Here is a 24,017-nt window from a genome sequence, read left to right on the forward strand (position 1 = left end):
TTCAGCAGTTTCACGAAAAGACCCCGCCGCGGCGGGGTCTTTTCGCGTCCCGGGCGGTCCCGGGTCCGCTCAGTCGGCCCCGTCGTGCCGAGTCGGCCTGCTTGTAGCGCGATTCGGGGGCCGAGTCGATAGCAACAGGTCTACTCGATGCGCGAGCGCGAGCGCGAGCTACCGGCCGCGCTTCGCAACGAACAGCAGATACTTCTCCAGGGCATACTCGGGGTCGCGGCTGCCACCCTTGAGAAGCCACTCGGTCTCGGCAGCGAGATCGATACAGCGCGCGAGATCCTCCTCGCGCCAACCGCGCACCTCGCGCAGCGCGCGATCCACCTGCCACGGCGCCATGCCCAGCTCCTTCGCGAGCTGACCGCCCGATCCGACGGCGCCATACACCCTCGCCATCGCCCGCACCTTCATGTTGAGCGCGGCGAGCATCGGGATGGGGTCAGTGCCTGTCGACAGCGCCTGACGCAACAGCACCAGCGCATCGGCTGCACGGCCGGCCGTCGCCGCATCGGCCACCTTGAAGGCATTCGTCTCGACCCGCCCCTCAGTGGCGCGGTTCACTTCTTCCTCGGTGATGCGCGACCCGGCGTCTGAGACGAGCTGTGCGCAGGCGCCCGCAAGCTCGCCGATGCCGCCCGAATAGGCCCCCACGATCATGCGCAGCGCGCCCGGGGTGATCTGTGCGCCCAGGCGGCGAAACTCGGCCTGCGCAAACGTCAAGCGATCCTGATCCTTCTTCACCTCGGCGCACACGACTTCGATACCGCCGACCGTTCCCCCACGCACCGCGTCGAGCAGCGTCTTGCCGCGCTGCCCACCCGCATGCCGCAGCACGAGCGTGGTGTCGTCTGCCGGCTCGGCGATGTAGCGCTTCGCGTCTTCGATGAACGCGTCGGAGCACTTCTCGACGCCCTCGACCCGGATCAGCCGCGGCTCGGCGAACAGCGACGGGCTTGCAATAGTGAACAGCTCACCCGCCGTATAGGAGGCGGCATCGACATCGTGCAACTCAAGCTCGTGATTGGCATCGAGCAGCGCGGCGCGGATCGCCTGGGCGGCACGGTCGGCAAGGAAGGCCTCCGGCCCACTCACCAGCACCACCGGCGCGGGGCGCGCCTCCGTCCAGTCGAGCTGCGGGATCTTGCTCTTCGCTCCTCGTGCTGCTGCCACCCCTCAAGCCTAGTCGCCCCGCGCTGCGGCAGGCGCAGCGCGTTCGCCCCAGACTCGGAGCTTGCCGGGCTCGCCGCTGACCGCGATCGAACCGTGCGTATCGGTGCGCAGCGGGCGTGAGCCTACGAGGGCGAATGCGTCGAGAGTCTCGGCGACCGGGTGGCCGTAGCTATTGTCTGCCCCAACCGAAACGAGCGCGAGTTCTGCTTCCACCGCGGCGGCCAGCGCCGGATCCTGATCCCGGCTGCCATGGTGCGCCACCTTCACCACTGCCGCGTGCAGATCGGCGCCGACCGCGCGCAGCGCGCGCTGTTCGTCTTCGCCGGTGTCAGCGAGAAGGAGCACTGTCGCTGCTCCCGCGCGCACCCGCAGCACCAGACTGGCGGCGTTGGTGTCGCCTGGCGTGCTCCCGTGACGCGGGGCGAGCACTTCCCAGGCGAGACCGTCGCCGCCGCGCTGCCCAGCAGCGCCCACCCGGCAAGGGATGCCTGCGGTGTGCAGCTTGTCGAGCAGCGGCCTGCTGCCGCCGTCTTCCTGTGCGTTGGGCGCTATGAGCGCGGAGTCGGTGTGGCTGACCACCTCGCTCAGCGCGCCCACGTGGTCGCGGTCGTCGTGGGTGAGCACGAGCAACGCGATACGAGACACTGCGAATCGGTCGAGGCAGGCCCGCAGCAGGCGCGGCTCATCACCGGTGTCGATGAGCATCACCGTGCCGGGGTCAGCGGGATCGCGCAGCAGGATCGCGTCACCCTGACCCACATCGCAGGCCACGACGAACCAGTCGCTCGGCGTGCCGATCCTCTTCACCGCCGGAGCGACAAGCACAGGGCCCGAGAAGGTGCCCCCAGCGGAGCAGAGCAGCACGGCCACAAGCACGCGCGCACGCAGCGAGAGTCGTCGCCGCGCAAGCCACGGCCGACGGCCGGATTGCCGGTCTTCGGGAAGCGCGAGCCTCCGCGTTGCGAACGCCCAGGCGAGGAGCAGCACCAGCTCGATCGCCGTGAGCAGCAGCGCCCCGGGGCAGCCATCCGGCCAGGGCCAGCGTGCGAACGGCAGCCCCTCGGTGATCTCGGCGGTGGCCGCGATCCACCGCGCCGGCAGGCTTGCAAGCCACACAGCCGCGGCCCCCGCGTCCGGCCACCACGGGAGCAGCAGGAGGGCGAGCAGACCGAGACCGGTGCCGAGCGGAGCGGCGGGGCCGGCGATGACATTGGCGAGCACGCCGACGGCCGGGATTCCCGGTTGCAGCAGCAACAGCAGCGGCCCGCAGGCGAGCTGAGCCGACAGCGCCACCGCGATCGGGAGCAGCATCCAGCGCGGGATCGGCAGAAGTCGTCGCAGTCCACCTTCGAGCCCTGGCACAAGCAGGAGGATCCCGGCGGTCGCCGCGACAGACAGCGCGAACCCGGGTTGCAGCGACTGCCAGGGGTTTGCAAGCAGCATGACGAGCATCGCCGCGCCCAGCGCGGGAAGAGCCACGGCCTGTTTGCCGCCGAACCCGGAGAGCAGCACGACGGAGGCCATGAGCGCGGCACGCTGCACGCTTGCGTCGGGGCCGACCATGAACACGAAGCCGGCGAGTGCGGCAGCCGCGACGACGATCCGGGTGCGGCGCCCCGCGCCCAGCAGGGCTGCGCACCACACCACCGCACCGGTGACGAGTGCGCAATTGGCCCCCGACACCGCAACGAGGTGCGTGAGCGAGGTGTGCTGCATGCGCAGTTCGAGTGATTCGTCAACGAGGGTGGTGTCGCCCACCGCCAGCCCCGGCACCAACGCAGCTCCTGGCACCGTCTCAGCGGCCTCACGTAACCCGCCCCGCAACTCGGCTGCCGCCCGGCCCGCCATCTCCACGACACGCGCCGGCCCGGGCACCCCAGCTGCTGGGCTCGCTTCACTCACCCGAATCCCGTACGCAGCGGCTGAGCTCGGCCCGAGTGAGACCGGCACCCCGCGCACCACGAGCCGAGCGCCAGGCGCCCACTGTTCGCCCCCAGGAGCGGCCCCCTGCAGCCAAAGCACCACAGGCGCTTCTCCGCCGGGAACACGCACACCGGCCGCGACCCAGCCCGAGAAGCTGCCGGGCCCCGCACCCGCGGCGGGCCCCGCAGACCCCGCAGCTCCCTCTGCCCCCTCAGGCCCGGCATATCCGGCTGCCCCCGAACCCCCCGCACGATCCGCACCATCCGCACCATCCGCACCATCCGCACCATCCGCACCATCTGAACTGCGAGTGTGCGGGAATCCACGCAGCACCACCTCCAGGTCGACTGCGGAGCCGTCGTCTGCCGCCGCATCGAGGTGCGGATCGGCACGCGCTCGCTCGCCCGCCTCAACAGCAGCGCCCAGAAGCACCAGCGCAGCGCAGAACACCGCCCCGTAGCTGAGACCGACTCTGCCGAACTGCCGGAGCCGCGCCAGAGTTCCCCTTCCTGCCTGTGGGAGCCCGGGCCGAGTGCCTGCAAGCACCAGCAGGAGCACGCCGGCACCGCCCGCGAGCAGGGCGACCACCCGCCCGGAGCCTGGGTACCCGATCGCGAGGGCCGCCACCACCCAGACGAGCAGGGCGGGGGCGAACAGCCGCCAGGTACCGGGCGGGGAGCGCATGCGCGCACCGGCCTGCGCTGGCGCGTCGCCAAACGCGCACTTCTCTTGCGACGCAGTGCTGCCCGCCGCGACGAGCTTCGGTGGCCTTCCTCGGTCGAGCCCGCTGGTGCGCGGAACCGGGCTCAGATGGCCGCTCATACGCGCACCCGCTCTCGCATCCCGTCGAGAATCTTCGCTCCGATACCTGGCACTTCAAGCAGTTGATCGACGCTCGCGAAGCGACCGTTCGCCGCCCGCCAGTCGAGAATGCGCTGGGCGAGCGCCGGCCCGACTCTCGGCAGCGTTTCGAGGGCGCCAGCGTCGGCGGTATTGAGGTCGACCACCGCGGGCGCGCCGCCATCTCTTGCCGCACCACCGACCCCAGCCGCACCGCCGCTTCCGGTCGCAAGGGCGCCTGGCATCGCCCCATCTTGCACCTGCTGCGCGTTGGGCACCACGATCTGCTCGCCGTCGACAACAGCGCGCGCGAGGTTCACCGCCGACAGCGCTGCAGCCTCCGAGGCACCTCCGGCAGCTTCGATGGCCTCGGCCACTCTCGCACCGCTCGCCACCTCGATCACTCCGGGGCGGGCCACCTCCCCCACCACATGCACGAAGATCCGCTGCGACCCCGTCTCACCGCCCCCTCCGGGCCCGGTGCCAGCGCCGGCCCCCGCGCCTCCCACCGGCTTCGAAGATTCGCCCCCGTCCACAGCACCCCCGTTACCGGCAGCTCCCCCGGCGGCAGCGCCATCGCGCAGCTCGGTGCCCGTATCGGCGCTGGCGAGATCGACCCCCGCGCCTCCCGGCTGCAACGCCGCAACGGCGATCGCGATCAACACTGCAACCACAAGCACGACCGCGCCCGCCAGAACCGGCACCGTCACCGCACGCGTGATGCGATGCCGCAAGCTCGGCGCAGGCTCGCGCTCAAGTGCCGCGGGAGCTCCTCGCGCCGCTCCCGCTTCAGGGGGCTGCTCACGCCACAGACCCCGTTCCAGCACCGCCTCTGAACGCCACCGCTCGCTCGGCCCTGCGAGCTCGCTGCTGCGCCCCGCGGCCCACCCTTCACCGGGCGGCGACTCGGATCCGCTCACGTCTACCGGAGTGGTCGCAGCGTGCTCCGGCAACCCCGGCACCACCGCCTCTGCCAACACCACCGGCACCGCCGTCGTCTCGAAGGCTCCCGGCGGCTCGGGTACATGCCACGAGCCGTGCCGCGGCGACCCCGATGTGCTCCCCTGCAGTTGACTCATGCGCCCACGCTAGGCGAGTGCGCCCACCCCTGAGCATGCCCCGCGAGCATCTGTGGAAAAGTCGGGTCATAACCGTGACACTCCCCCACTGTGAGCGAAGTCCCCGCGGCCGAAGCCACTCAGGCCCTCACGATCCCCCACATCACGAGCCCAACACCAAAACCCACGAAGCAAGGCCCTACAACGACTCGTGCCTGGAGCGCTATCCCAGAGATAGCGCACCAGGCACGAGTGCAATCCCAGTGAGCGGCTATTCCCGAGCGGCTATTCCCGAGCGTCCACTCCGCTACGCCCTACTTCGTGGCGATGCTCACGATCTTCGGCACGCGCACGACCACGTTGACGATCTCGCGGTCGCCGATGGCGCGCTGCACGGCGGCGGAGGCACGGGCGGCGGCTTCTGCCTCGGCCTCGGTAACTGAGGCAGGCAGCGTGAGGCGATCTCCCACCTTGCCGTCGACCTGCACCACCATGGTGACCTCGGCTTCGACAAGCAGCGACGGGTCGGCTGCCGGCCACTCGACGAGCGCCACCGTGGGCTCGTGGCCAAGCTTCGCCCACATGTCTTCTGCGGCGTAGGGCGCGAACAGCGAGAGAATCACCGCGATTGCTTCGGCCGACTCGCGCACTGCAGGGTCTGCGACGCCGCAACCGGAGTCAATGGCCTTGCGGGTGACGTTGACCTGCTCCATGAGCCGGGCGACCACCACGTTGAACTTGTACGCTTCGATCAGCCCGGGTGCGTCGGCGAGCAGGTGATGGGTGTGCTTGCGCAGCGCGGCGTCGCCGCCTGTGAATGGCACGCCGACGGGCGCCCCGGCGGTCTCGATGTCGTCGGCGATGCGCCACGCACGCGCCAGGAACTTCGCCGAGCCCTGCACCGACACGTCTGCCCAGTCGATGTCGTCCTCAGGCGGGCCTGCGAAGGCGAGGGTGACGCGCAGCGCGTCGGCGCCGTGCTCTCTCAGCTCCGAGGCGAACTCGACGAGGTTGCCCTTCGACTTCGACATCTTGGCACCGTCGAGCAGCACCATGCCCTGGTTGAGCAGCGCGGTGAAGGGCTCCTCGAAATCGAGGTAGCCGAGGTCGTGCAGCACCTTGGTGATGAAGCGCGAGTAGAGCAGGTGCAGGATCGCGTGCTCGACGCCGCCGGCGTACTGATCGATGGGCCCCCAGCGCTTCGCGGCTGCCGGGTCGAAGGCCTGCGTGTCGTCGTTCGCCGAGAGGAACCGCAGGTAGTACCAGGAGCTGTCGACGAAGGTGTCCATGGTGTCGGGGTCGCGCGTCCAGCTCTCGCCGGTGACAGGGTCGACGACGGTTGCCCACTCGGTTGCGGCGCCCAGCGGCGACGAGCCCTTGGGCTTGAGGTCGAGCCCTTCAGATGAGGGCAGCTCGACGGGCAGCGCCGACTGCTCGACGGGCTTCATCTCGCCGTCGGCGCCGTGCAGGATGGGGATGGGGGTGCCCCAGTAGCGCTGGCGCGAGATCAGCCAGTCGCGCAGACGGTAGGTGGTGGCGGCGCGGCCGGTGCCGCGCGCTTCGAGCACCTCGATCGACTTCGCGATCGCATCAGCCTTCGCAAGGCCGTCGAGCTCTGCGGAGTTGATGAGGGTGCCGTCGCCCACGAGCGCGATGCCGCTCTCTGCGGGGTCGGGCAACTGTGCACCGTCGGCGTCGCGCACGTCGAGCACGACTCGCACGGGCAGTTCGAACTTGCGGGCGAAGTCGAGGTCGCGCTGGTCGTGCGCGGGCACGGCCATGATCGCGCCGTGGCCGTAGTCGGCGAGCACGTAGTCGGAAGCCCAGACGGGGATGCGCTCACCGTTCACGGGGTTGACGGCGAAGTGGTCGAGGAACACGCCGGTCTTTTCACGGTCGGTGCTCTGACGCTCGATCTCGGTCTGCTTCTGCGTCTGCTCGAGGTATGCCTGAAACTGCATACGAGCCTCGGGCGAGGCTCCGGCTGCCAGTTCGGCGGCGAGATCGGAGTCGGGGGCGACCACCATGAAGGTGGCGCCGTGGAGGGTGTCGGGGCGGGTCGTGAAGACGGGCACCTTCTCGGCGCGGCCCTCAATCTCGAACTCGACCTCGGCACCGCGCGAGCGACCGATCCAGTTGCGCTGCATGTTGAGCACCTTGGCCGGCCACTGCCCCTCAAGCTGGTCGAGGTCGTCGAGCAGGCGATCCGCATAGTCAGTGATGCGGAAGTACCACTGGGTGAGCTTCTTCTTCACCACAATGGCACCCGAGCGCTCCGAGGTGCCGTCGGCGAGCACTTGCTCATTGGCGAGCACGGTCTGGTCTACCGGATCCCAGTTGACCCAGCTCGCCTTGCGGTAGGCGAGTCCCTTCTCGTACATCTTGAGGAACAGCCACTGGTTCCACTTGTAGTACTCGGGGTCGCTCGTGTGCAGCACGCGGCTCCAGTCAAACGACGGCGCGTAGATGCGGAACGACGCCTTCTGCTGGTCGATGTTGGCGTAGGTCCATTCGCGCGGGTCGACGCCGCGTTTGATCGCGGCGTTCTCTGCGGGCAGACCGAAGGAGTCCCAGCCGATGGGGTGCAGCACGTCGTAGCCGCGGCCGCGCCAGTAGCGGGCGAGCACGTCACCGAAGCAGAATGCCTCGGCGTGGCCCATGTGCAGGTCGCCCGAGGGGTAGGGGAACATGTCGAGCACGTACTTGGCGGGGCGGTCGCTGTCGCCGCTCACTTCGAAGGGCTTCAGCTGGTCCCAGACCGGCAGCCACCGGTCCTGGATCGCTTGGAAGTCGTAGCCTTCGGCGTCTCGCGCCTGCTGCTCGACTGCGCCCACCTGGCTGCTCGCTTGCCGCTCGCTCACACACACCTCGATCTCGTTCTGGATCGCCCGCTGCCGCGGGCTCGCACATATTGTTCAAGACTACCGCGGATGCGGCGTGCGATCGGTGCTCCGGCCTGCGGGGCGGCCACGGTCGGCTATGCGGTGGCGCAGGAGGCGAGTGCGGCTAGGACCGGGGCTGCTTTGAGGTGCTTCTCTGCTGTTTCTCGATGCGGATCGGAGTCGGCGGTGACCCCGCCCCCGGCGCCCACCAGCGCGACGCCCTTCCCCGCGCTTCCGCGCAGTTCGATGCTGCGGATCGTCATGGCGAGTTCGGCGTCGCCGCTGTCGGCGATCCACCCGAAGCAGCCGGAGTAGAGGCCGCGCGGCCCTCCTTCGAGGGCGCGCAGAATCTCGACGGCGCGCCGCTTGGGTGCGCCGGTCATCGAGCCGCCGGGGAAGCACGCGGCGATGGCATCGAAGATGTCGTGGCCTGCGCGCAGTTCGCCGCTGATGGTGCTGACGAGCTGGTGCACATGCGGGTGGGTTTCTACCCGCAGGAAGCCTTCGACGGCCACGGTGCCGGTTGCGCAGACCCGACTGAGGTCGTTGCGCATGAGGTCGACGATCATGAGGTTCTCGGCGCGCTCTTTTGGGTCGTTCGCAAGCTGCGCGGCGAGGGCGTTGTCGGCTTTCGGGGTGGTGCCGCGGGGCCGGGTGCCTTTGATCGGGTGGGTGAGGATGCGCTGCCCACGCACGCTGAGGAAGCGTTCGGGGCTGGCGCTGACGAGCGCCCGCTCCCCCGCAACGATGACGCCGCCGCGCACGGCACCGCCGCTCTCGCGAAGCCGCAGGTAGAGGTCGAGGGGGTCGAAGTCGCCGCTCGCCTGGGCGGTGTCGGTGAGGCAGAGCACGTAGGCGTCGCCGTCGCGGATGGCGGATCGACACGCCTCGACCTCCGCGGCGTACTCGGCGTAGCTGCGCCGCCACGCACCGGCGTGCTCACCCGCACAGGCGTGCACGGCGCGGTCGGACGCGGCGCAGGAGTCGAGCAGGGCGGCGAGCTGCGCGGTGTCGCCGCGGGCTTCGACGGTGCCGCGCTCGTGGTCGATAGCGAGGACGCCGTCGAGGCGCAGTGCAAAGGCGGGCGGCGCGGGATCCGCTGCGATCCCCGAAATCGGGTCGAGGCCGAGCAGTGCCAGGCCGAACTCGTAGCTCAGCGCGACGGCCCACCCGGATTCCAGCCCCGGCGCCATGACTCCCCCCGGGGCGGCGCGCAGCCCCGCCAGAAACTCGCGTTCCAGACCGGACTCGGCGATCCGCAGTTCTGCCGCCACCCCGAGATAGCTCACCCGGGGTTCTCCGGGGGCTGCGGCTGCCCCGTCGAACCAGGCCCAGGGGCGGCCGCTTGCGGCGAGCACGCGCGCGATCTCCGCTGCGTCGCTCGGCCAGGCCTGTCTCCCCGTCACCTGACCACCCTACCGAGAGCAGCCCGTGCCGAGCGCGCGGCGGGTAGGGTGGGCGCGTGAGCGCAGCATCGAGCAGACGGCTTCTCGTGGCAGATTCGTTTCGTGTGCGCGCGAATCCGGGCACGGGCGCCCCGGAGGTGCGCGGGCTCGACGATCATCTGCGCCGCTTCCAGAGTTCAGCGCTCGGGCTGCTGCCGGGTGCCGAGGGGGGCGCGCGCATCGACACCTTCCTTGATGACGCCAGAGACCGTATCGCCGAATATGGCGCGGGCTTTCCCCGCCTCGAACTCTGGGAAGCCGAGCGCGCGGGCGGCGATCCCCATCTCTCGCTCTCGTTGCGGCCGCTGCCCGAGCTGCGCGACACCATCGAGCTGCGTTCGGCCCCGGGCGTGAGCCTCGACCATCCCGAACGCAAAGGCCCGAACATCTCGCGCCTCGCGGAGCTGAACCGCAGGCTCGGTGCCGAAGCGTTGCTGCTTGATGCAGCGGGGCACGCGGTCGAGGGCGCAACGACGAGCCTCATTTGGTGGACCGGCCCCGGCGACGCCTCCGGCCACTACGTCGCCGACGCGCCATCGCCAGGGAGCGCAACCCGCGTCGCATCGGTCACCGAGGGGCTGCTGCGGCGGGTCGCAGACGCGCGTCTCCTGGGGCGCAAACCTGAGCGACAGCGCCGCGGCTCCCTATCACCGGCCACGCCCACGGTGGCGCAACTCGCGGGCTCCGAGGTGTGGGCGGTGAACGCGCTGCACGGCATCCGCATCGTGACGAGCATCGACGGCGTGCCGCAGGCCGCCCCCGAGGAGCAGCGCTTGCGCTGGTTCCACGAGGCCCTCGACCTCTGCTGGCAGCCGCTGCGCTGACCCCGGGGGGCAACCGCAGCCCGGGCCTATTTCTGCTTCGGCCCTCGCACGCTCACAGGGCGAGGTGGCGAGCCTCAACCCCCGCGGGAAGTTCAGTGTGGGTGATGAGGATCACGGCCCGGTCGGCGGGCACGGCCCCCAGCAGCTCGGTGAGCAGCCGATCGGCAAGCTCCCGATCTACCCCGGCTGTGGGTTCGTCGAGCACCACCACGGGGAAGTCGGCCAGGATCGCGCGTGCGAGTGCGATCCGCTGCGCCTGCCCGCCCGACACGAGCGCACCGTGCTCGCCCACCGCGGCGTCGAGCCCGCCCCGATCGCGCGCCCAGTCGCCGAGCCCGACACGGTCGAGCGCGGCCATGAGTTCGTTGTCGTCGGCGGTGTCGCGGGCAAACTTGAGGTTCTGCCGAAGGGCGGCGTCGAAGAGGTGCGGAGTCTGCTCGCAGAGGCCGACGGTGCGGCGCACCTCGGCGATCGGCAGCTCCCGGGCTTCGACGCCGCGCAGGCGGTAGCTGCCGCGGTAGTCGAGAAAGCGCACGAGTGCGAGCGCGAGGGTGCTCTTGCCGGCACCGCTCTCGCCGGTCACCACCAGCGTCTCCCCCGCCCGCAGTTCGAAGCCGACGCCTGCGACGGCATCGCGTGCGGCACCGGGGTGCCGCACGGCGAGGTCGCGCACCGTGATCAGGGGGGCGGTCGGCACCGGCTCAGGCACGCCGGCAGCAACATCGACGGGAATCTCGGCGGGTAGCGGTGTCTCGGTGAGCGCGGCGACTCGGTCGGCGCTCGCCCGCACGGCCCTGCGAGCTGTGAGCGCCGCCGGCACCTGCGCGAAGATTTCGAAGACCGCCGCCGGCACCACCACCACGGCGGCAAAGAGCGGCGCTGTGAGTGCTGCCCCGAGCGCGGGCAACAGCGTGACGAGCAGCAGCAGCGAAGCGAGACCTGCCCCGAGCGACAGCAGCCCGCCGGTGAGGCCGGCGGCACGCGCCCGGCGCAACTGCACACGCGAGAGTCGCGACTCTGCGGCGGCGATGCGCGCGCGCTGCATCTCGGTCGCACCGAAAGCGGCAAGCACCTCGGCAGAGGCGAATCGTTCGAGCAACGCATCGACGAGCCCGGCGCGGGCGGCACTGAGCTCACGGTCATCGGCTCCGGCAAGGCGTGCACCGAGTACCACTGCGAGGCTGCCCGCTGCCAGCAGCACCGCTGCCAGCAGCAGTGCCGCGAGGGGTGATGCACAGGCGATGAGCAGCAGGCTGAGCAGCACCACGACCCCGCTCACCAGGAGCGGCTGGCGCACGCGCAGAGGCTCGTCTTGCAGCTGATCCACATCATCGACGAACGCAGCGAGCACCTCGCCGCGCCGCTGCGATTCGATGGCACCGGGCACGCGGGGCACGAGCGCGTCGAAGGTTTGCGCGCGCAGCGTCGCGAGCTGCGTGAGCGCCGCGTCGTGGCTGAACAGCCGCTCGGTGTAACGGAGGGCGGCGCGCCCGATCGCGAGGGCGCGCACTCCGACGATCGCGAACGTGAGATGCAGAATCGGCGGCTGTTCGCCGGCCCGCACAATCAACCACATGCTGAGCCCGAGCAGCCCGACGACGCAGGCGTCGGCGAGCACGCCCAGCAGTGTGCCAGGGATGCGACGGCGCAGCGATGGCATGGCACGCGCGAGCACGGCGCGGCGCGGCGCTTCGTTCACGGTGGTGCGGCGGATCATGCGTCCCCCTCCTGCCCGCTTGCGGTGGTGCCGCCGGCAGAGCCGGGCACGGCGGGGTCGACGGCAGCTGCAATGCGCACCACTCTGTCGGCGGCGGCGAGTACAGCGGGACGGTGGCTCACCACGAGCACTGTGCGGCCCGCCTGTGCTTCGTTGCGCAGCGCCCGGCAGACCAGCGCCTCATTGTCGGCGTCAAGCGCTGAGGTGGGTTCGTCGAGCAGCAGCAAGGGTGCGTTGCGGATCCACACCCGATACAGGCAGCGGGCGATCGCAACCCGCTGCGCCTGCCCCCCTGAGAGCCCCGCGCCGGTGGCCCCGAGCTGGGTTTCCGGGTCGAAGCCTGCGAGGCCGACCGCCCCAAGTGCGCGCTGCACGAGTGCCGCGTCAGGGCGAGACTCCCCCAGCGCCACGTTCTCTGAGACGCTGCCCTGCAGCAGGCCGGGCCGCTGCCCGCACCAGGCGACCTCGGCCGGCCGCGCGATCCGCCCCTCTTCGGGAACAATGAAGCCGAGCAGCGCCGCAAGCAATGATGATTTGCCGGCGCCCGACGGCCCCGCGATTCCCACGAACTCGCCGGGAGCCGCGCTGAGGCTCAGCGGCCCCGCCACGCGCCGCCCACCTCGGCGGAGCACCACAGCGTCGACACACACTCCCTCGCTCGTGGCGACTTCGGCGACGCTACCGCCCGCGCTGCGCTCGATCAGCTCGAACACCTGCGAAGAAGCAGCAAGCCCCTCGGTCGAAGCATGGAACGCGGCACCCACCTGCCTGATGGGGATGAACACCTCGGGCAGCAGCAACAGCACAAACAGCCCGAGCGCGAGCGGGAACGCACCGTCGACCAGACGGGTGCCCACCGTCACCGCGACGAGCGCAATCGAGAAGGTGCCCGCCAGGTCGAGCACAAACCCTGACAGGAAGGTGACGCGCAGCACCTGCATGGTGCGCGAACGATACTCGCCAGTCTCACGGGCGATGCGCGCCGACTGCCGCCCCTCGCGGCCGAAAATCTTCAGCGTCGCAAGCCCTGAAACGGCGTCGAGAAACGAGCTCGAAAGCCGCTGCAGCTGCGCCCACTGGCGGTCCTGCACCGCCTGGGTGGCAAGCCCGATGAGGATCATGAAGAGGGGGATCACCGGGAAGACGATCAGCACCGTGACCCCGCTTACCGGGTCGGCGAGCAGCACCGCGAGCACCAGCAGCGGCGTTGAGACCGCAGTCAGGATGAGCTGGGGCAGGTACGCCGAGAAGTAGCCGTCGAGCGCGTCAAGGCCGCGCCCCAGCATGGTCGCCTGCTCGGCATCCGAAGGCCCCTCGCGCAGCGGTGACGACGCGTCGATCACATCAAGCGCAACAGCACGCAGCTGCGACTTGACCTGCACGGCGCCGCGTGCCGCGACAGCATCCATGGCCCACGACGAAGCCGACCTGACTCCCAGCGCAACAAGCGCGCCGAGCAGCAGCCACGGCAGCTGCTCGGGCGGCAGCGCGTCCTCAGAAACGCGGCCCGATCCGCCACCCAGCCCCCCGAGCACAGGAAGCACGGCCACCGCGAGAGCCTGCGCCAACAACCAGCTCCAAGCGAGAATCGCGAGCGTGCGCACGGCACCGAGCATCGCCCCGATCAGCAGCACGCCGCGAGCTGCGCGTGCGTGGCGGAGCAGCCTCGGATCGAGTGGTTTCACGGGGTTCCTATGGGTTCGTGCGTGCAGACCAAGGGCGAGCGATGTCCGGCTCACCAACGGCAGTCTAGGGCAGTTCTGCACCTCACATCTGATGAGCGACACAGGCGCCGCATACGAAGACGGGCGCCGCATCACCGAAGCGACACGACGCCCGCTGCGCTATCAGACTAGGCCTGTCAGTGCGCGCCCGCGGTGATCGTTTCGCGGGTGAGCCGCTTGCGGAACACCCAGTACGTCCACGCCTGGTAGGCGAGCACGAGCGGCAGCGTGAAGACCGCCACCCAGGTCATCAACTCGAGCGTCTTCTGCGAGCTCGCCGCCCCCTCGATCGACATCGAGAACGCGGGATCGATCGTCGAGTACATGAGGTAGGGGTAGAGCGCGGAGAAGATGGTCAGCAGCGCGAACGCGATGCCGACGGCGTTACCGGTGAACGCCCAACCCTCACGGCCGGCGAGGTTCGCCACGAAGCCGCCGATGAGCGCGAGCGCGGCGACCGCGGCGCAGGTGATGATGAGCCAGAGCAGTTCGTGGTCGAGGTGCATCACGATGGTCCACACGAGGAACACCGCGCCGGCGAGGATCGCACCGATTCCCACCTTCGTCGCGAGCGCACGCGCCCGCTCGCGCATGTCGCCCGTGGTCTTCAAAGAGATGAAGACGAGACCGTGCGTGAAGGTGATGAGCACCATGACCACGCCGCCGAGCAGCCCGTAGGGGTTGAGCAGCGTGAGCAGCGTACCCTCGTAGATCCAGCCACCGTTGGGCAGCAGGCCGATCGGTAGGCCCTGCACGAGGTTCGCGAAGGCGACGCCCCACAGCAGCGGAGGCACGACGGAGCCCCAAATGATGAACTGGTCGAACCAGCGCGTCCACCGTTCGCCCTTGCCCTGATGTCGGTACTCGAAGGAGACACCGCGCAGAATCAGTGCGACAAGGATCAGTAGCAGCGCCAGATAGAAGCCGGAGAACATCGTCGCGTACCACTCGGGGAACGCGGCGAACAGCGAAGCACCGGCCACGATGAGCCAGGTCTCGTTGAGATCCCAGACCGGGCCGATCGTGTTGATGATGAGTCGGCGGTCGGTGTTGTCCTTGCCGAGGAACGGCAGCGCCATGCCCACGCCGAAGTCGAAGCCGTCGAGCACGAAGTACCCGATCAGCATCACTCCGACAATGAGGAACCAGACTGTGGTGAGTTCCATGTTTCCGTTCCTCCTAGTAGACCGTCGCCAGCTTCTGCTGGTCTGGTTCGCCTTCGCCGTCAGCGTCGCCGTTCATCTCAATCTCGGGCGGCCCCTCTTTCGCGGCCTTAGTGATGAGCTTGAACTCGACAACCGCGAGGCCGCCGTAGACGAGCGTGAAGACGATGAGCGAGACCAGAACGGCCCAGCCCGGCACGCCTGGTGAGACCCCCTGCTCGGTGGTCATCAGACCGAACACGATCCAGGGCTGACGGCCCATCTCGGTGAAGATCCAGCCTACGAGCGAGGCGAGCATCGGGATCGGCGCGGTCCAGATCGCGACCTTCCACACCCACTTGGGCAGATCGGCGTTCTTACGGGTGATCCAGAGACCCACGGCCGAGACAAGTGCCGCGAATGCGCCCAGGCCGATCATCCAGCGGAACGCCCAGTAGGTAACCCACACGATGGGCACGAAGTTACCGTCGCTGGGGCAGGTCAGGGCGCTGTCGGCGCCGCAGAAGGCCAGCTCGTACTCGGCCTGCAGATCGCGAATGCCCTCGACGCTGCCGTCGAAAGTGCCGTTCGAGAGGAAGGAGAGCAGGTACGGAATGCGGATCGAGAAGATCTCGTGCGCCCCATCGGGCGTGCCCCAGCTGAAGATCGAGAAGGAGGCGTCAGCACCGCTCGCGGTGTTGTAGAGCGCCTCCGCGGCGGCCATCTTCATGGGCTGGGTCTGCGTCATCACCATGCCGAGCTCGTGGCCGGTGAGGCCGACACCGAGGAAGGCGATGATGTTCGTCCAGGCCCCGAAACGCAGCGTGGTACGCATCTCGTCGACGAACTGGCCGCGCTGCAGGTGCCAGGCCGCAACCGCGACCATTACGACACCGGCGAACATGATCGACGCGAAGAGGGTGTGCGGGAACTGCGTGAGGGCGACGGGGTTTAGCAGCACGCTGCCGATACTCTCGAGCTCGGCGCGCCCGCGCTCTTCGTTGATCGTGAAACCGTCGGGGTTCTGCATGAACGCGTTGGCCGCGAGAATGAAGTAGGCCGAGAACACAGTGCCGATCCACACGAACCAGATCGTGAGCACGTGAATCTTCTTGGGCAGCTTGTCCCAACCGAAGATCCAGAGACCGATGAAGGTCGCCTCGAAGAAGAAGGCGATGAGCCCCTCCATTGCGAGGGGTGCGCCGAAGATGTCACCGACGAAGCGGGAGTAGTTCGACCAGTTCATGCCGAACTGGAACTCCTGCACAATGCCCGTGACGACGCCCATCGCGAAGTTGATGAGGAAGATCTTCCCGAAGAGGCGGGTGAGACGCAGGTACTTCACCTTGCCGGTGCGCACCCAGACGGTCTGCAGAATGGCGACCAGCAGGCTCATGCCGATGGTGAGGGGCACGAAGATGAAGTGGTAGAGCGTCGTGAGCCCGAACTGCCATCGGGCGAGCGTCAACGCGTCGAAGAATTCGTTCATGTATCGCTCCTGAACGAAGGAGGCCGCGCCTCACTGAGGAGCGCACTCCCGTAGTGAGATCCGCCACGAGATGTCATTCTCGCCGGAGCTGCCGATCGGCGACCGGCCACTCACGATTCTACCCTTTCTGTGAGTTTCCTGCGAGTGCATTTCGACGTCAAGACAGTTTTCGTTCGACGTCGAAACTCTTTTCATTCGATGTCGAGAAAGCCGCGACCGCGCGACACCACACCCTGAGGTGACACCCAGCGCCCGCAAGGAACCGCGAAGGGTCGCCCCCTAGACTGGTCGGGTGACCCTGAACGCTCCGCCAGACACCCGACCTCGCTTCGCGGCGCGCCTCGAAGACTGGGTGCATGGACGACGCGCGAGGCGGGCTGTCGCGCGCGGCAAGGTGCCTTCGGTGATCCCCTATATCGGCTACGGCGGTGATGGTTGGGTACGGGTATTGGGCCGCGTGCTGTTCTTGAAGCCCGAGAGCCGTGAGCACACGCGCCTGCGCCCCGACGTGGCTGCGGTGTCGCGTGTGCGCGGCTGGCGCACCTTCACCAGCCTCAATGTGCCCTATCAGCAGGTACGGGTCTCCATCGACGGTGAGTTCGTCACTGAGATTACGGCGGATCGCGGCGGCGTGATCGACGCGATGGTGCCCGTCGCGCTCACCCCCGGCTGGCACACCATCACCCTGCAGGCCGGCGCGAGCGAACCCGCCGACGCGCCCGTGGTCGTGGTCGATCCCGACGCGAAGATCGGCGTCATCTCCGACGTCGACGACACCATCCTCATCACCGCGCTACCGCGCCCCTTCGTAGCCGCGTGGAACAGTTTCGTGCTCGACGAGCACGCGCGATCCGCCACCCCAGGAATGAACGTGATGCTCGATCACCTGGTGGCTTCGCACCCCGGCGCACCGGTGATCTACCTCTCCACGGGTGCCTGGAATGCCGCGCCTGCGCTCAGCCGTTTCCTGGCGCGCAATCTCTACCCGATGGGCCCGCTGCTGCTCACCGACTGGGGGCCCACCCACGACCGCTGGTTCCGCAGCGGCAAGGAGCACAAGCGCCGCGAACTGCAGCGCATCGCCCAGGAGTTCCCCGACACGCAGTGGGTGCTCTTCGGAGACGACGGTCAGCACGACGAACAGCTCTACCACGAGTTCGCGACCGAGCACCCCAACAACGTGGCCGCGGTAGCGATCAGGCAGCTTTCTGTTGGCGAGGCCGTGCTGCAGGGTGGCCGCTCGAAGGCGCGCCTGCACCGCAGCACGAGCGGTGTGCCGTGGGTGTACGGGCCTGATGGGGCCACCCTCCGCGACGAACTGCGCAAGCTGGGGCTGCTGCGATGAATGCGGGCTGCGGCGCAGGCTGGCCCCGGGTGCGGGGGCGGCTGTGACCGGCCCCTCCCCTGCGGGCTGGCGGCGTGCACCGCAGCAATTGACGGGGCGGTTCATCGCGGAGCGCCGCACACCACTGATCCAGGTGGTGAAGACGCTGGTGGCGATGGTGCTCGCCTGGTTCACCTGCCTGGTCATCTTCCCCGAGCAGTTGCCCATCTTCGGGGCGATCGCGGCGCTGCTGGTGGTGCAGGACAACGTCGACCAGTCACTGAGCAAGGGCGTGGAGCGCGTGGTGGGCGTGCTGCTCGGCGTGACTGTGGCGCTGCTCACGGGCGAGGTGCTGGGCCAGCACTCGTGGCTGTTCATCGCGGCCCTCGTGGCGGGCCTCGCACTCGGCTGGGTGCTGCGCATGACGCCGAGCGCCGCGAATCAGATCGTGGTGAGCGCGCTGCTGATGATCGCGCTCGGCGGGCTCGAGCTGCACTACGGTGTGGAGCGGCTGGTGGAGACGCTGATCGGCGCGCTCATCGGTGTCGCGATCAACGCGCTCGTCGCGGCCCCGGTGCGCACGCTGCCGGTGCACGAGGCGATCGTGTCGCTCACGGCCGATGCTGCGGCGTCACTGCGGCGGATCGCCGACGCTCTCGACGCTCCGCGAGATGACGCCTGGCTCGAGCAGATGCACGTCGAGGCGCGTGCGCTGCAGAGCGAGCGCACGCGGGTGCACGGGCTGCTGCGGCAGGCGCGGGAGAGTCTGCGGCTGAACCCGCGCAGTCGACGGTACCGGCGGGGTCTCGCCGAGGATGATGCACTGTTTCAGCGGTTGCAGCCGATTGTGACGCAGGTGATTGGCATGTCGCGCGCGGTGTACGACCTGTATGAGCCCGACCTCGTCACCGACCCATCGGTGATCGGCATGGTGGAGGAGATGCGCCGAGCCGCGCACGACCTGGAGCGCCTGGTGTCGCTCTCCGGCGACGAGGGGCACGAGGTCGAACCGCCCGCACTCACGCAGCCGTACACGATTCCGCAACCCCACCCTGATCACTGGGTGCTCATCGGCTCCCTGATGGAGGATCTGCGACGGGTGCGGGGGCGGATCGTCGGCGAACTCGACTGAGGTGCCACCACCCCGAGCCGCAGGCTCACGGCACTCGCACGGCTGCCCGGCACCAGCGCCCCGTAAACGACGGTGCCCCCTCCAGGGGTCGGAGGGGGCACCGTCAGCGGGGCACGATTGAGCGCTGGATGCGCCGAGCGCCGGGTTACTCGGAGGCGAGTGCTGCCTGGATGTCGAGGGTGATGGTGACGTCGGAGCCGAGCAGCAGGCCGCCCTTCTCGAGGGGGGCGTTCCAGGTGAGGCCGAAGTCTTCGCGCTTCACGACGGTGGTGGCGGTGAAGCCGGCCTTGTAGTTGCCGTAGGCGTCCTCGCCGAAGCCGCCGAACTCGAAGTCGAAGGTGACGGGCTTCGTCACGCCGCGCATGGTGAGGTCGCCGTCGACCTTGAACTCGCCGTTCTCCTCGCGCACGCCGGTGGAGACGAAGGTGAGCTGCGGGAACTCTTCGGCGGCGAAGAAGTCGCCGGTGCGCAGGTGGCCGTCGCGGTTCTTCTCGTTGGTGTTGATGGAGGCGACCTCGGCGGTGGCGGTCACGGTGGTGTCGAGGGGGTTCTCGGCGGTGACGAAGGTGGCATCGAACTGCTCGAACTTGCCCTTGACCTTGCTGATCGCGAGGTGGCGCACGGAGAAGCCGACCTCGGAGTGGGTGGGGTCGACCTTCCAGGTGCCGACGCGGTAACCGGGGATCTGATCAGCGGTGATGGTCATGGTGTGCCTTTCTGTCGTGGGGGCCGCTCGCGGCGGCTTCAGGAGAGAGTAACGGGGCCACTCAGAACTATATTCCCGTGCATATAAATTTTCTTGCGCGGGTTCCGGATCGCGGGATGCCGCCCGCCTCTCGCTTCGTTCCGCCAGGCTTCATCTGCCCACCGGCACTCCCCCACGGCACAAACCGTCAGCGGCAGCCGTTGGCCGACGCAACGATGTCCATCGGCCAGCCTGCAACACAGGCCGCCCGCCGCGTCCTTACCGCGGGCGGCGCTTCGCGCTTTCGCGAGCCCGCTGCACGGTCTCGTCAACACCGGCGACGGGCTCGAAGGAGCCGTAGCGACGCCGCGCCGCTTCACCGATCAGGAAGTCACTGAGCGCCGGGTTCTTCGGCAGCAGCGAACCGTGCAGGTAACTGCCGATCACGTTGCCGGTGCGGGCACCCTCAAAACCGTCGTCGGGGTTGTTGCCCGCGCCCTGCGTGACGCGCCCCAACGGCCGCGATCCGGGCCCCAAACGCGTGTCGCCGCTGTGGTTCTCGTAACCGATGATCTCGCCGAACTCTTCGGAATCAAGCACGATGTTGCCGATCATGCGCACGTCGCCGCCGCGCGTCTCAACGTCGAGCACCCCGATACCCACCAGCTCTTCACCCGTGTAGGTGATGAAGCGGTGCCCGAAGAGTTGATACAAGCCGCACACCATCAACATCGGCACACCGTCAGCAGCGAGGGCACGAATCTCATCGGCTCGCGCCGCGAGATCCTGCGCGACGCGCCCCTGACCCGAATCCTGGCCACCACCGCCCAGGACGATATCGACGTGCTCGGGCAGCGGATCGCCGGGATTCACCTCGACCACACGCGGCTCGAAACCGTGAGCTGCGGCGCGCCGCGCGAGTGACAGCACATTGCCGCGGTCGCCGTAGATGTTCATGTCGCGCGGGTACAGCGACACGATGATCAGCTCGCGGCCGCCGGCGCCCTCAACCGTGCCCTCAACAGTGCTCACCAGATGTCCTCCACGTCGGTCAGCTCGGCCAGCGCCCGCCGCAGTTCGAGCATGGCGGTGTAGGTGCAGTAGATGCGGCGTGGCCGGGCACCCGCGCCGTCGCGCAAGGTGCGTTCACGGAACGATGCGAGGGCGCGACCCAGATCTTCTTCCACCTGCCCCACCGGCACATCATCGTGTTCGAGCCGCAACGCCATATCCCAGGCGCGCGTGCCCGAGACCGTGTCGACGCCCTCCTCGGCGAGCGAACCGAAGTCGACATCCCACAGCCACGACATATCGCGCCCGTCAGCGTACTGGTCGTTGATCGCGATCATCACATCGACGCCGCTGGCCTCGAAGGAGGCGAGGCCCAGCCGAAACCCAGCGGGGTTCTTCACGAGCACGAGTTCGAGCGGCTGCCCGTCGAGCACCAGCTGCTCACCGCGGCCGAACGCCGGCCGCACCTCGGCGAGTGCGGCGACGAGTGCCGCGTCGGTGTCGGCTGTGCGATACGAGGCCGAGTGCCCCGGCAGCGGGCCGGCGTCGAGCACCATCCGCACGGTCGCGAGCGCCGCCGCAGCATTGAAGGTGTTGTAGAGGCCCTCGAGCTTGAGCACGGTGCGGTGATCGTTGCCGGCGATGCGGAAGACGGCTTCGTGGTCGCCGAGTTCAACGAGGGTGACGTCGGCGTCGGGGCGCTCCGGCGCGTCATCGGCCGCGGCACCGGCGAGGGGCGTCGCGTGGAAGTCGTCGTCGCTCGGGAAGGTGGAGAGCAGCGCCGATGAGAGGCCGAACTCGCGCACAACCGGCAGCCCATCAGGGGTGGCGGATCCGCCGCGCTCGCGCGTGCGCTCGCCAATCGCGGCCACCAGCCGATCCTCACGATTGACCACCACACCCTCGGAGGTGGCGTCGGCGATGCGCTGCAGCAGCTTCGCCGTGGTGTCGATCTCACCGAAGCGGTCGAGCTGATCGCGCAGCACATTGAGCAGCAGCGTGAAGCGAGGCCGCACCCTGTCGATGAAATACATCGCGTGCGCCTCGTCGAGTTCGAGCACCGCCACATCGGCGTCGAGCTTGCCACCGAGTGAGCACTCCTGGATCGCCGCCGCCACAACACCGCGCGAAAAATTCGAGCCCGTCTTGTTCGTGAAGACACGCAGCCCACGAGCCTGTAGCATCTCCACGATCATCTTCGTGGTGGTGGTTTTGCCGTTGGTGCCGCTCACCGCGATCACCCCGTAGGGCAGCCGACCGAGCACCCGGCCCATGAACCCGGGGTCGAGCTTTTCAACGACGAGGCCGGGCAGGGCGGATCCCCCACCACGCAACCTCGCCGCCTGCCGCACCGACTTGCCGATGACGGCGGAGAGAACATCACGCATAGATCAAGCCTAGAGCCTCAGCGACACCGACGTTACTCAGCAGCGTGACGGCCGCGCGACTCGCCGCGCAGTTCGCTCGGCAACAACTCCGGGCGCACCCGCCGCGTGCGCTCGATGCGCTGCTCGCGACGCCAGGCCTCGATGGCGGCGTGGTTGCCGCTCAGCAGCACCGGCGGCACCGCGCGGTCACGCCACTCGGCAGGCTTCGTATAGCTGGGGTATTCAAGCAGGCCGTCTTCTTCGTGCGACTCCTCGATCAGGCTCTCAGGGTTGCCCACCACACCCGGCAGCAGCCGCCCAATCGCCTCGATCATCGCGATCGTGGCGACCTCTCCCCCGTTGAGCACGTAGTCGCCGATGCTCACCAGGCGCACCCGCCCGCGCTCGGCATACTCGTCGAAGACGCGCTGGTCGATGCCCTCGTAGCGACCGCAGCCGAAGACGAGATGCTGCTCGTGGGCGAGCTCCCGGGCCATGCGCTGCGTGAAGACCTCACCGGCGGGCGAGGGGAAGATGATGAGCGGATCGCCGGCAATGCCGGGCTCGGAGTCAGCCGCAGCTCCCGCCGAAGCGCCCGCCTCAGCCAGGATGCCGTCGAGCATTTCGCCCCACGGCTCCGGCTTCATCACCATGCCGGCGCCGCCACCCGTGGGAGTGTCGTCAACGGTGCGGTGCTTGTCGTGAGCGGCGTCGCGCAGGTCGTGCACGCGCACGTCGATGAGCCCCCGCTGCTTCGCCTTGCCGAGCAGCGACAACTCGAGCGCGTCAAAATAGCCGGGGAAGATCGATACGACGTCGATCCTCATGCGGGCATGCCCTGCTGCGAGTCGTCGCTGGGAGCCTCAGCGGCTTCTTCAGCGATCTCCTCAAAAAGGCCTGCCGGCGGGGTGACGCGCACGACACCGGCCTCGATATCGACACTCGGCACGATGGCCTCGACGAAGGGCACCAGCACGGTGCCGTCGTCGGTGTTCACGACGAGCAGATCCTGCGCCGGGAAGTGCTGCACCTCTGCGACGGTGCCGAGCTTCACGTTGCCGGCCTCGCCTTCTCCTTCGCGAACCACGTCGAGCCCCACGAGCTGGTGGTCGTACCAGGCGTTGTCTTCTTCGCCTTCGGCCACGGCTTGCTCGTCGATCCACAGAATCGCGCGCACAATGCCTTCGACCGCGGTGCGGTCGGGCAGCTCCTGGAAGAAGCCGACAGGTGACTCGTTGAACCAGCGCAGCTCACGCATGGTGATGGTGCGACCGAACCACGGCGACTCTTCTGGCACCTGGAGGTGGAAGACCGCGCCGGGCGTGAAGCGCAGCTCGGGGTTGTCGGTGAAGAGCTCGAGCTTGACGCCGCCCTTCAGGCCGTGAGGTTTGGTGAGGCGCCCGACGCGCAAACTCCCCGCCCCGCTTGCGGGACGGGGAGCTCGCACACGCCCGTGAGCGTCGGCCATCAGACGGCGCCCTCCGCGTCGGCCGAACCGGCCTCGTCGCCGAGGTCGTGCTGGTCGGTGTCGATCACGTCGACGCGCACGCGCCCACCGTCGGCCAGCGCCGACACGACGGTTCGCAGCGACGACGCGGTACGACCGCCGCGGCCGATCACCCGGCCGAGGTCGCTCGGGTGCACGCGCACCTCGAGCACCTCGCCGCGCGGGGTCTCACGAGCATCGACGCGCACCCGCTCGGGATTGTCGACGATGCCGCGCACCAGGTGGTCGAGCGCTTCGGCCAGCGCCTGCTCAGCCAAGAGGATTAGGCCTCGGTGGTCTCGGCAGCGGCCTCATCGGCCGGAGCCTCAGCAGCCTCAGCCTTTGCTGCGGGCTTCTCAGCCTTGGGACGCAGCACGGGCTTCTTGGCAGCGTCGACCTCGAAGACGGGCTTGGGCTCGACGGGCTTGACCTGCGACTCGGTGTTGCCCTCGCCGGTGAACTTGCCCCAGTCGCCGGTGAGCTTGAGGATGGCGGCAACCTGCTCGGTGGGCTGGGCGCCCACGCTCAGCCAGTACTGCGCACGCTCCGAGTCGACCTCGATGAACGAGGGCTGCTCGGTGGGGTGGTACTTGCCGATCTCCTCGATGACGCGACCGTCGCGCTTGGTGCGCGAGTCGGCGACGACGATGCGGTAGTAGGGGGCGCGGATCTTGCCGAGGCGCTTGAGACGGATCTTGACAGCCATGATGACTCCTTGAATCGAGTGAAACGACGCCGCGCCTCGTGATTCGAACGGGAGCGGAAGCCTGGGCGCGCAGGATTGCGCGAACC

19 protein-coding genes are annotated in these 24,017 nt (G+C 68.7%); 3 read left to right on the plus strand and 16 right to left on the minus strand.

Features of this window, described 5'->3' with window-relative positions; translation table 11 throughout:
• Positions 1 to 168 precede the first annotated feature (168 nt).
• The 5 genes from holA to WFI54_RS01940 form a co-directional block, all read right to left on the minus strand.
• Entirely contained in the window at positions 169 to 1,176 is a 1,008-nt protein-coding gene (gene holA, locus WFI54_RS01920; RefSeq protein ID WP_336651108.1) for a DNA polymerase III subunit delta, read from the minus strand.
• Between the two features lie 9 nt (positions 1,177 to 1,185).
• On the minus strand, positions 1,186 to 3,921 hold the full coding sequence (locus WFI54_RS01925) for a ComEC/Rec2 family competence protein (RefSeq protein WP_336651109.1): 2,736 nt from the start codon (positions 3,919 to 3,921) through the stop codon (positions 1,186 to 1,188).
• Positions 3,918 to 5,018 (minus strand): ComEA family DNA-binding protein, encoded by a 1,101-nt coding sequence (locus tag WFI54_RS01930; RefSeq protein ID WP_336651110.1) that lies wholly within the window; start codon positions 5,016 to 5,018, stop codon positions 3,918 to 3,920. The genes WFI54_RS01925 and WFI54_RS01930 overlap by 4 nt, the downstream gene beginning before the upstream one ends.
• Before the next feature lie 293 nt (positions 5,019 to 5,311).
• Positions 5,312 to 7,858 (minus strand): leucine--tRNA ligase, encoded by a 2,547-nt coding sequence (leuS, locus tag WFI54_RS01935; protein ID WP_442918938.1) that lies wholly within the window; start codon positions 7,856 to 7,858, stop codon positions 5,312 to 5,314.
• Positions 7,859 to 7,974: 116 nt separating this feature from the next.
• Entirely contained in the window at positions 7,975 to 9,285 is a 1,311-nt protein-coding gene (locus tag WFI54_RS01940; RefSeq protein ID WP_336651111.1) for an anthranilate synthase component I family protein, read from the minus strand.
• Between the two features lie 86 nt (positions 9,286 to 9,371).
• Here WFI54_RS01940 and WFI54_RS01945 point away from each other — a divergent pair, with 86 nt between their 5' ends.
• Entirely contained in the window at positions 9,372 to 10,148 is a 777-nt protein-coding gene (locus WFI54_RS01945; protein WP_336651112.1) for an aminotransferase class IV, read from the plus strand.
• 52 nt (positions 10,149 to 10,200) lie between these two features.
• On the opposite strand, the gene cydC is transcribed toward WFI54_RS01945, so the two are convergent.
• The 4 genes from cydC to WFI54_RS01965 all read right to left on the minus strand — a co-directional run bounded on the left by cydC (position 10,201) and on the right by WFI54_RS01965 (position 16,220).
• A complete protein-coding gene (cydC, locus tag WFI54_RS01950) occupies positions 10,201 to 11,865 on the minus strand; it encodes a thiol reductant ABC exporter subunit CydC (RefSeq protein ID WP_336651113.1) in 1,665 nt (554 codons plus the stop codon).
• Positions 11,862 to 13,550: a thiol reductant ABC exporter subunit CydD gene (cydD, locus tag WFI54_RS01955; protein WP_336651114.1), complete on the minus strand. Its 1,689-nt coding sequence runs from the start codon at positions 13,548 to 13,550 to the stop codon at positions 11,862 to 11,864. The genes cydC and cydD overlap by 4 nt, the downstream gene beginning before the upstream one ends.
• Before the next feature lie 176 nt (positions 13,551 to 13,726).
• Positions 13,727 to 14,755, minus strand: a complete 1,029-nt coding sequence (cydB, locus tag WFI54_RS01960; protein ID WP_336651115.1) for a cytochrome d ubiquinol oxidase subunit II — start codon at positions 14,753 to 14,755, stop codon at positions 13,727 to 13,729.
• Between the two features lie 13 nt (positions 14,756 to 14,768).
• On the minus strand, positions 14,769 to 16,220 hold the full coding sequence (locus WFI54_RS01965; RefSeq protein ID WP_336651116.1) for a cytochrome ubiquinol oxidase subunit I: 1,452 nt from the start codon (positions 16,218 to 16,220) through the stop codon (positions 14,769 to 14,771).
• Positions 16,221 to 16,512: 292 nt separating this feature from the next.
• Here WFI54_RS01965 and WFI54_RS01970 point away from each other — a divergent pair, with 292 nt between their 5' ends.
• Positions 16,513 to 17,565: an App1 family protein gene (locus WFI54_RS01970; protein WP_336651117.1), complete on the plus strand. Its 1,053-nt coding sequence runs from the start codon at positions 16,513 to 16,515 to the stop codon at positions 17,563 to 17,565.
• Positions 17,566 to 17,608: 43 nt separating this feature from the next.
• Positions 17,609 to 18,676: an FUSC family protein gene (locus WFI54_RS01975; protein WP_336651118.1), complete on the plus strand. Its 1,068-nt coding sequence runs from the start codon at positions 17,609 to 17,611 to the stop codon at positions 18,674 to 18,676.
• A gap of 145 nt (positions 18,677 to 18,821) precedes the next feature.
• Here WFI54_RS01975 and WFI54_RS01980 read toward each other — a convergent pair whose 3' ends face one another.
• From WFI54_RS01980 to rpsP, 7 genes are all read right to left on the minus strand, one after another.
• Positions 18,822 to 19,382 (minus strand): YceI family protein, encoded by a 561-nt coding sequence (locus tag WFI54_RS01980; RefSeq protein ID WP_336651119.1) that lies wholly within the window; start codon positions 19,380 to 19,382, stop codon positions 18,822 to 18,824.
• A gap of 258 nt (positions 19,383 to 19,640) precedes the next feature.
• Complete coding sequence (locus tag WFI54_RS01985) at positions 19,641 to 20,393, minus strand: type 1 glutamine amidotransferase (RefSeq protein WP_336651120.1); 753 nt, start codon at positions 20,391 to 20,393, stop codon at positions 19,641 to 19,643.
• On the minus strand, positions 20,390 to 21,760 hold the full coding sequence (locus WFI54_RS01990) for a MurT ligase domain-containing protein (RefSeq protein ID WP_336651121.1): 1,371 nt from the start codon (positions 21,758 to 21,760) through the stop codon (positions 20,390 to 20,392). Before WFI54_RS01990 ends, WFI54_RS01985 begins: the two co-directional genes overlap by 4 nt.
• A gap of 32 nt (positions 21,761 to 21,792) precedes the next feature.
• Positions 21,793 to 22,566, minus strand: a complete 774-nt coding sequence (gene trmD, locus WFI54_RS01995; RefSeq protein WP_336651122.1) for a tRNA (guanosine(37)-N1)-methyltransferase TrmD — start codon at positions 22,564 to 22,566, stop codon at positions 21,793 to 21,795.
• On the minus strand, positions 22,563 to 23,207 hold the full coding sequence (gene rimM / locus WFI54_RS02000; protein WP_336651123.1) for a ribosome maturation factor RimM: 645 nt from the start codon (positions 23,205 to 23,207) through the stop codon (positions 22,563 to 22,565). The genes trmD and rimM overlap by 4 nt, the downstream gene beginning before the upstream one ends.
• Positions 23,207 to 23,503 carry an RNA-binding protein gene (locus tag WFI54_RS02005; protein ID WP_336651124.1) on the minus strand — a complete coding sequence of 99 codons (297 nt, stop codon included), beginning with the start codon at positions 23,501 to 23,503 and terminating at the stop codon, positions 23,207 to 23,209. The genes rimM and WFI54_RS02005 overlap by 1 nt, the downstream gene beginning before the upstream one ends.
• Positions 23,504 to 23,508: 5 nt before the next feature.
• Complete coding sequence (rpsP, locus tag WFI54_RS02010; protein ID WP_336651125.1) at positions 23,509 to 23,931, minus strand: 30S ribosomal protein S16; 423 nt, start codon at positions 23,929 to 23,931, stop codon at positions 23,509 to 23,511.
• Positions 23,932 to 24,017: the final 86 nt, after the last annotated feature.

Source organism: Leucobacter sp. MMO-125 (genome assembly GCF_037148395.1).
Lineage (GTDB): Bacteria > Actinomycetota > Actinomycetes > Actinomycetales > Microbacteriaceae > Leucobacter.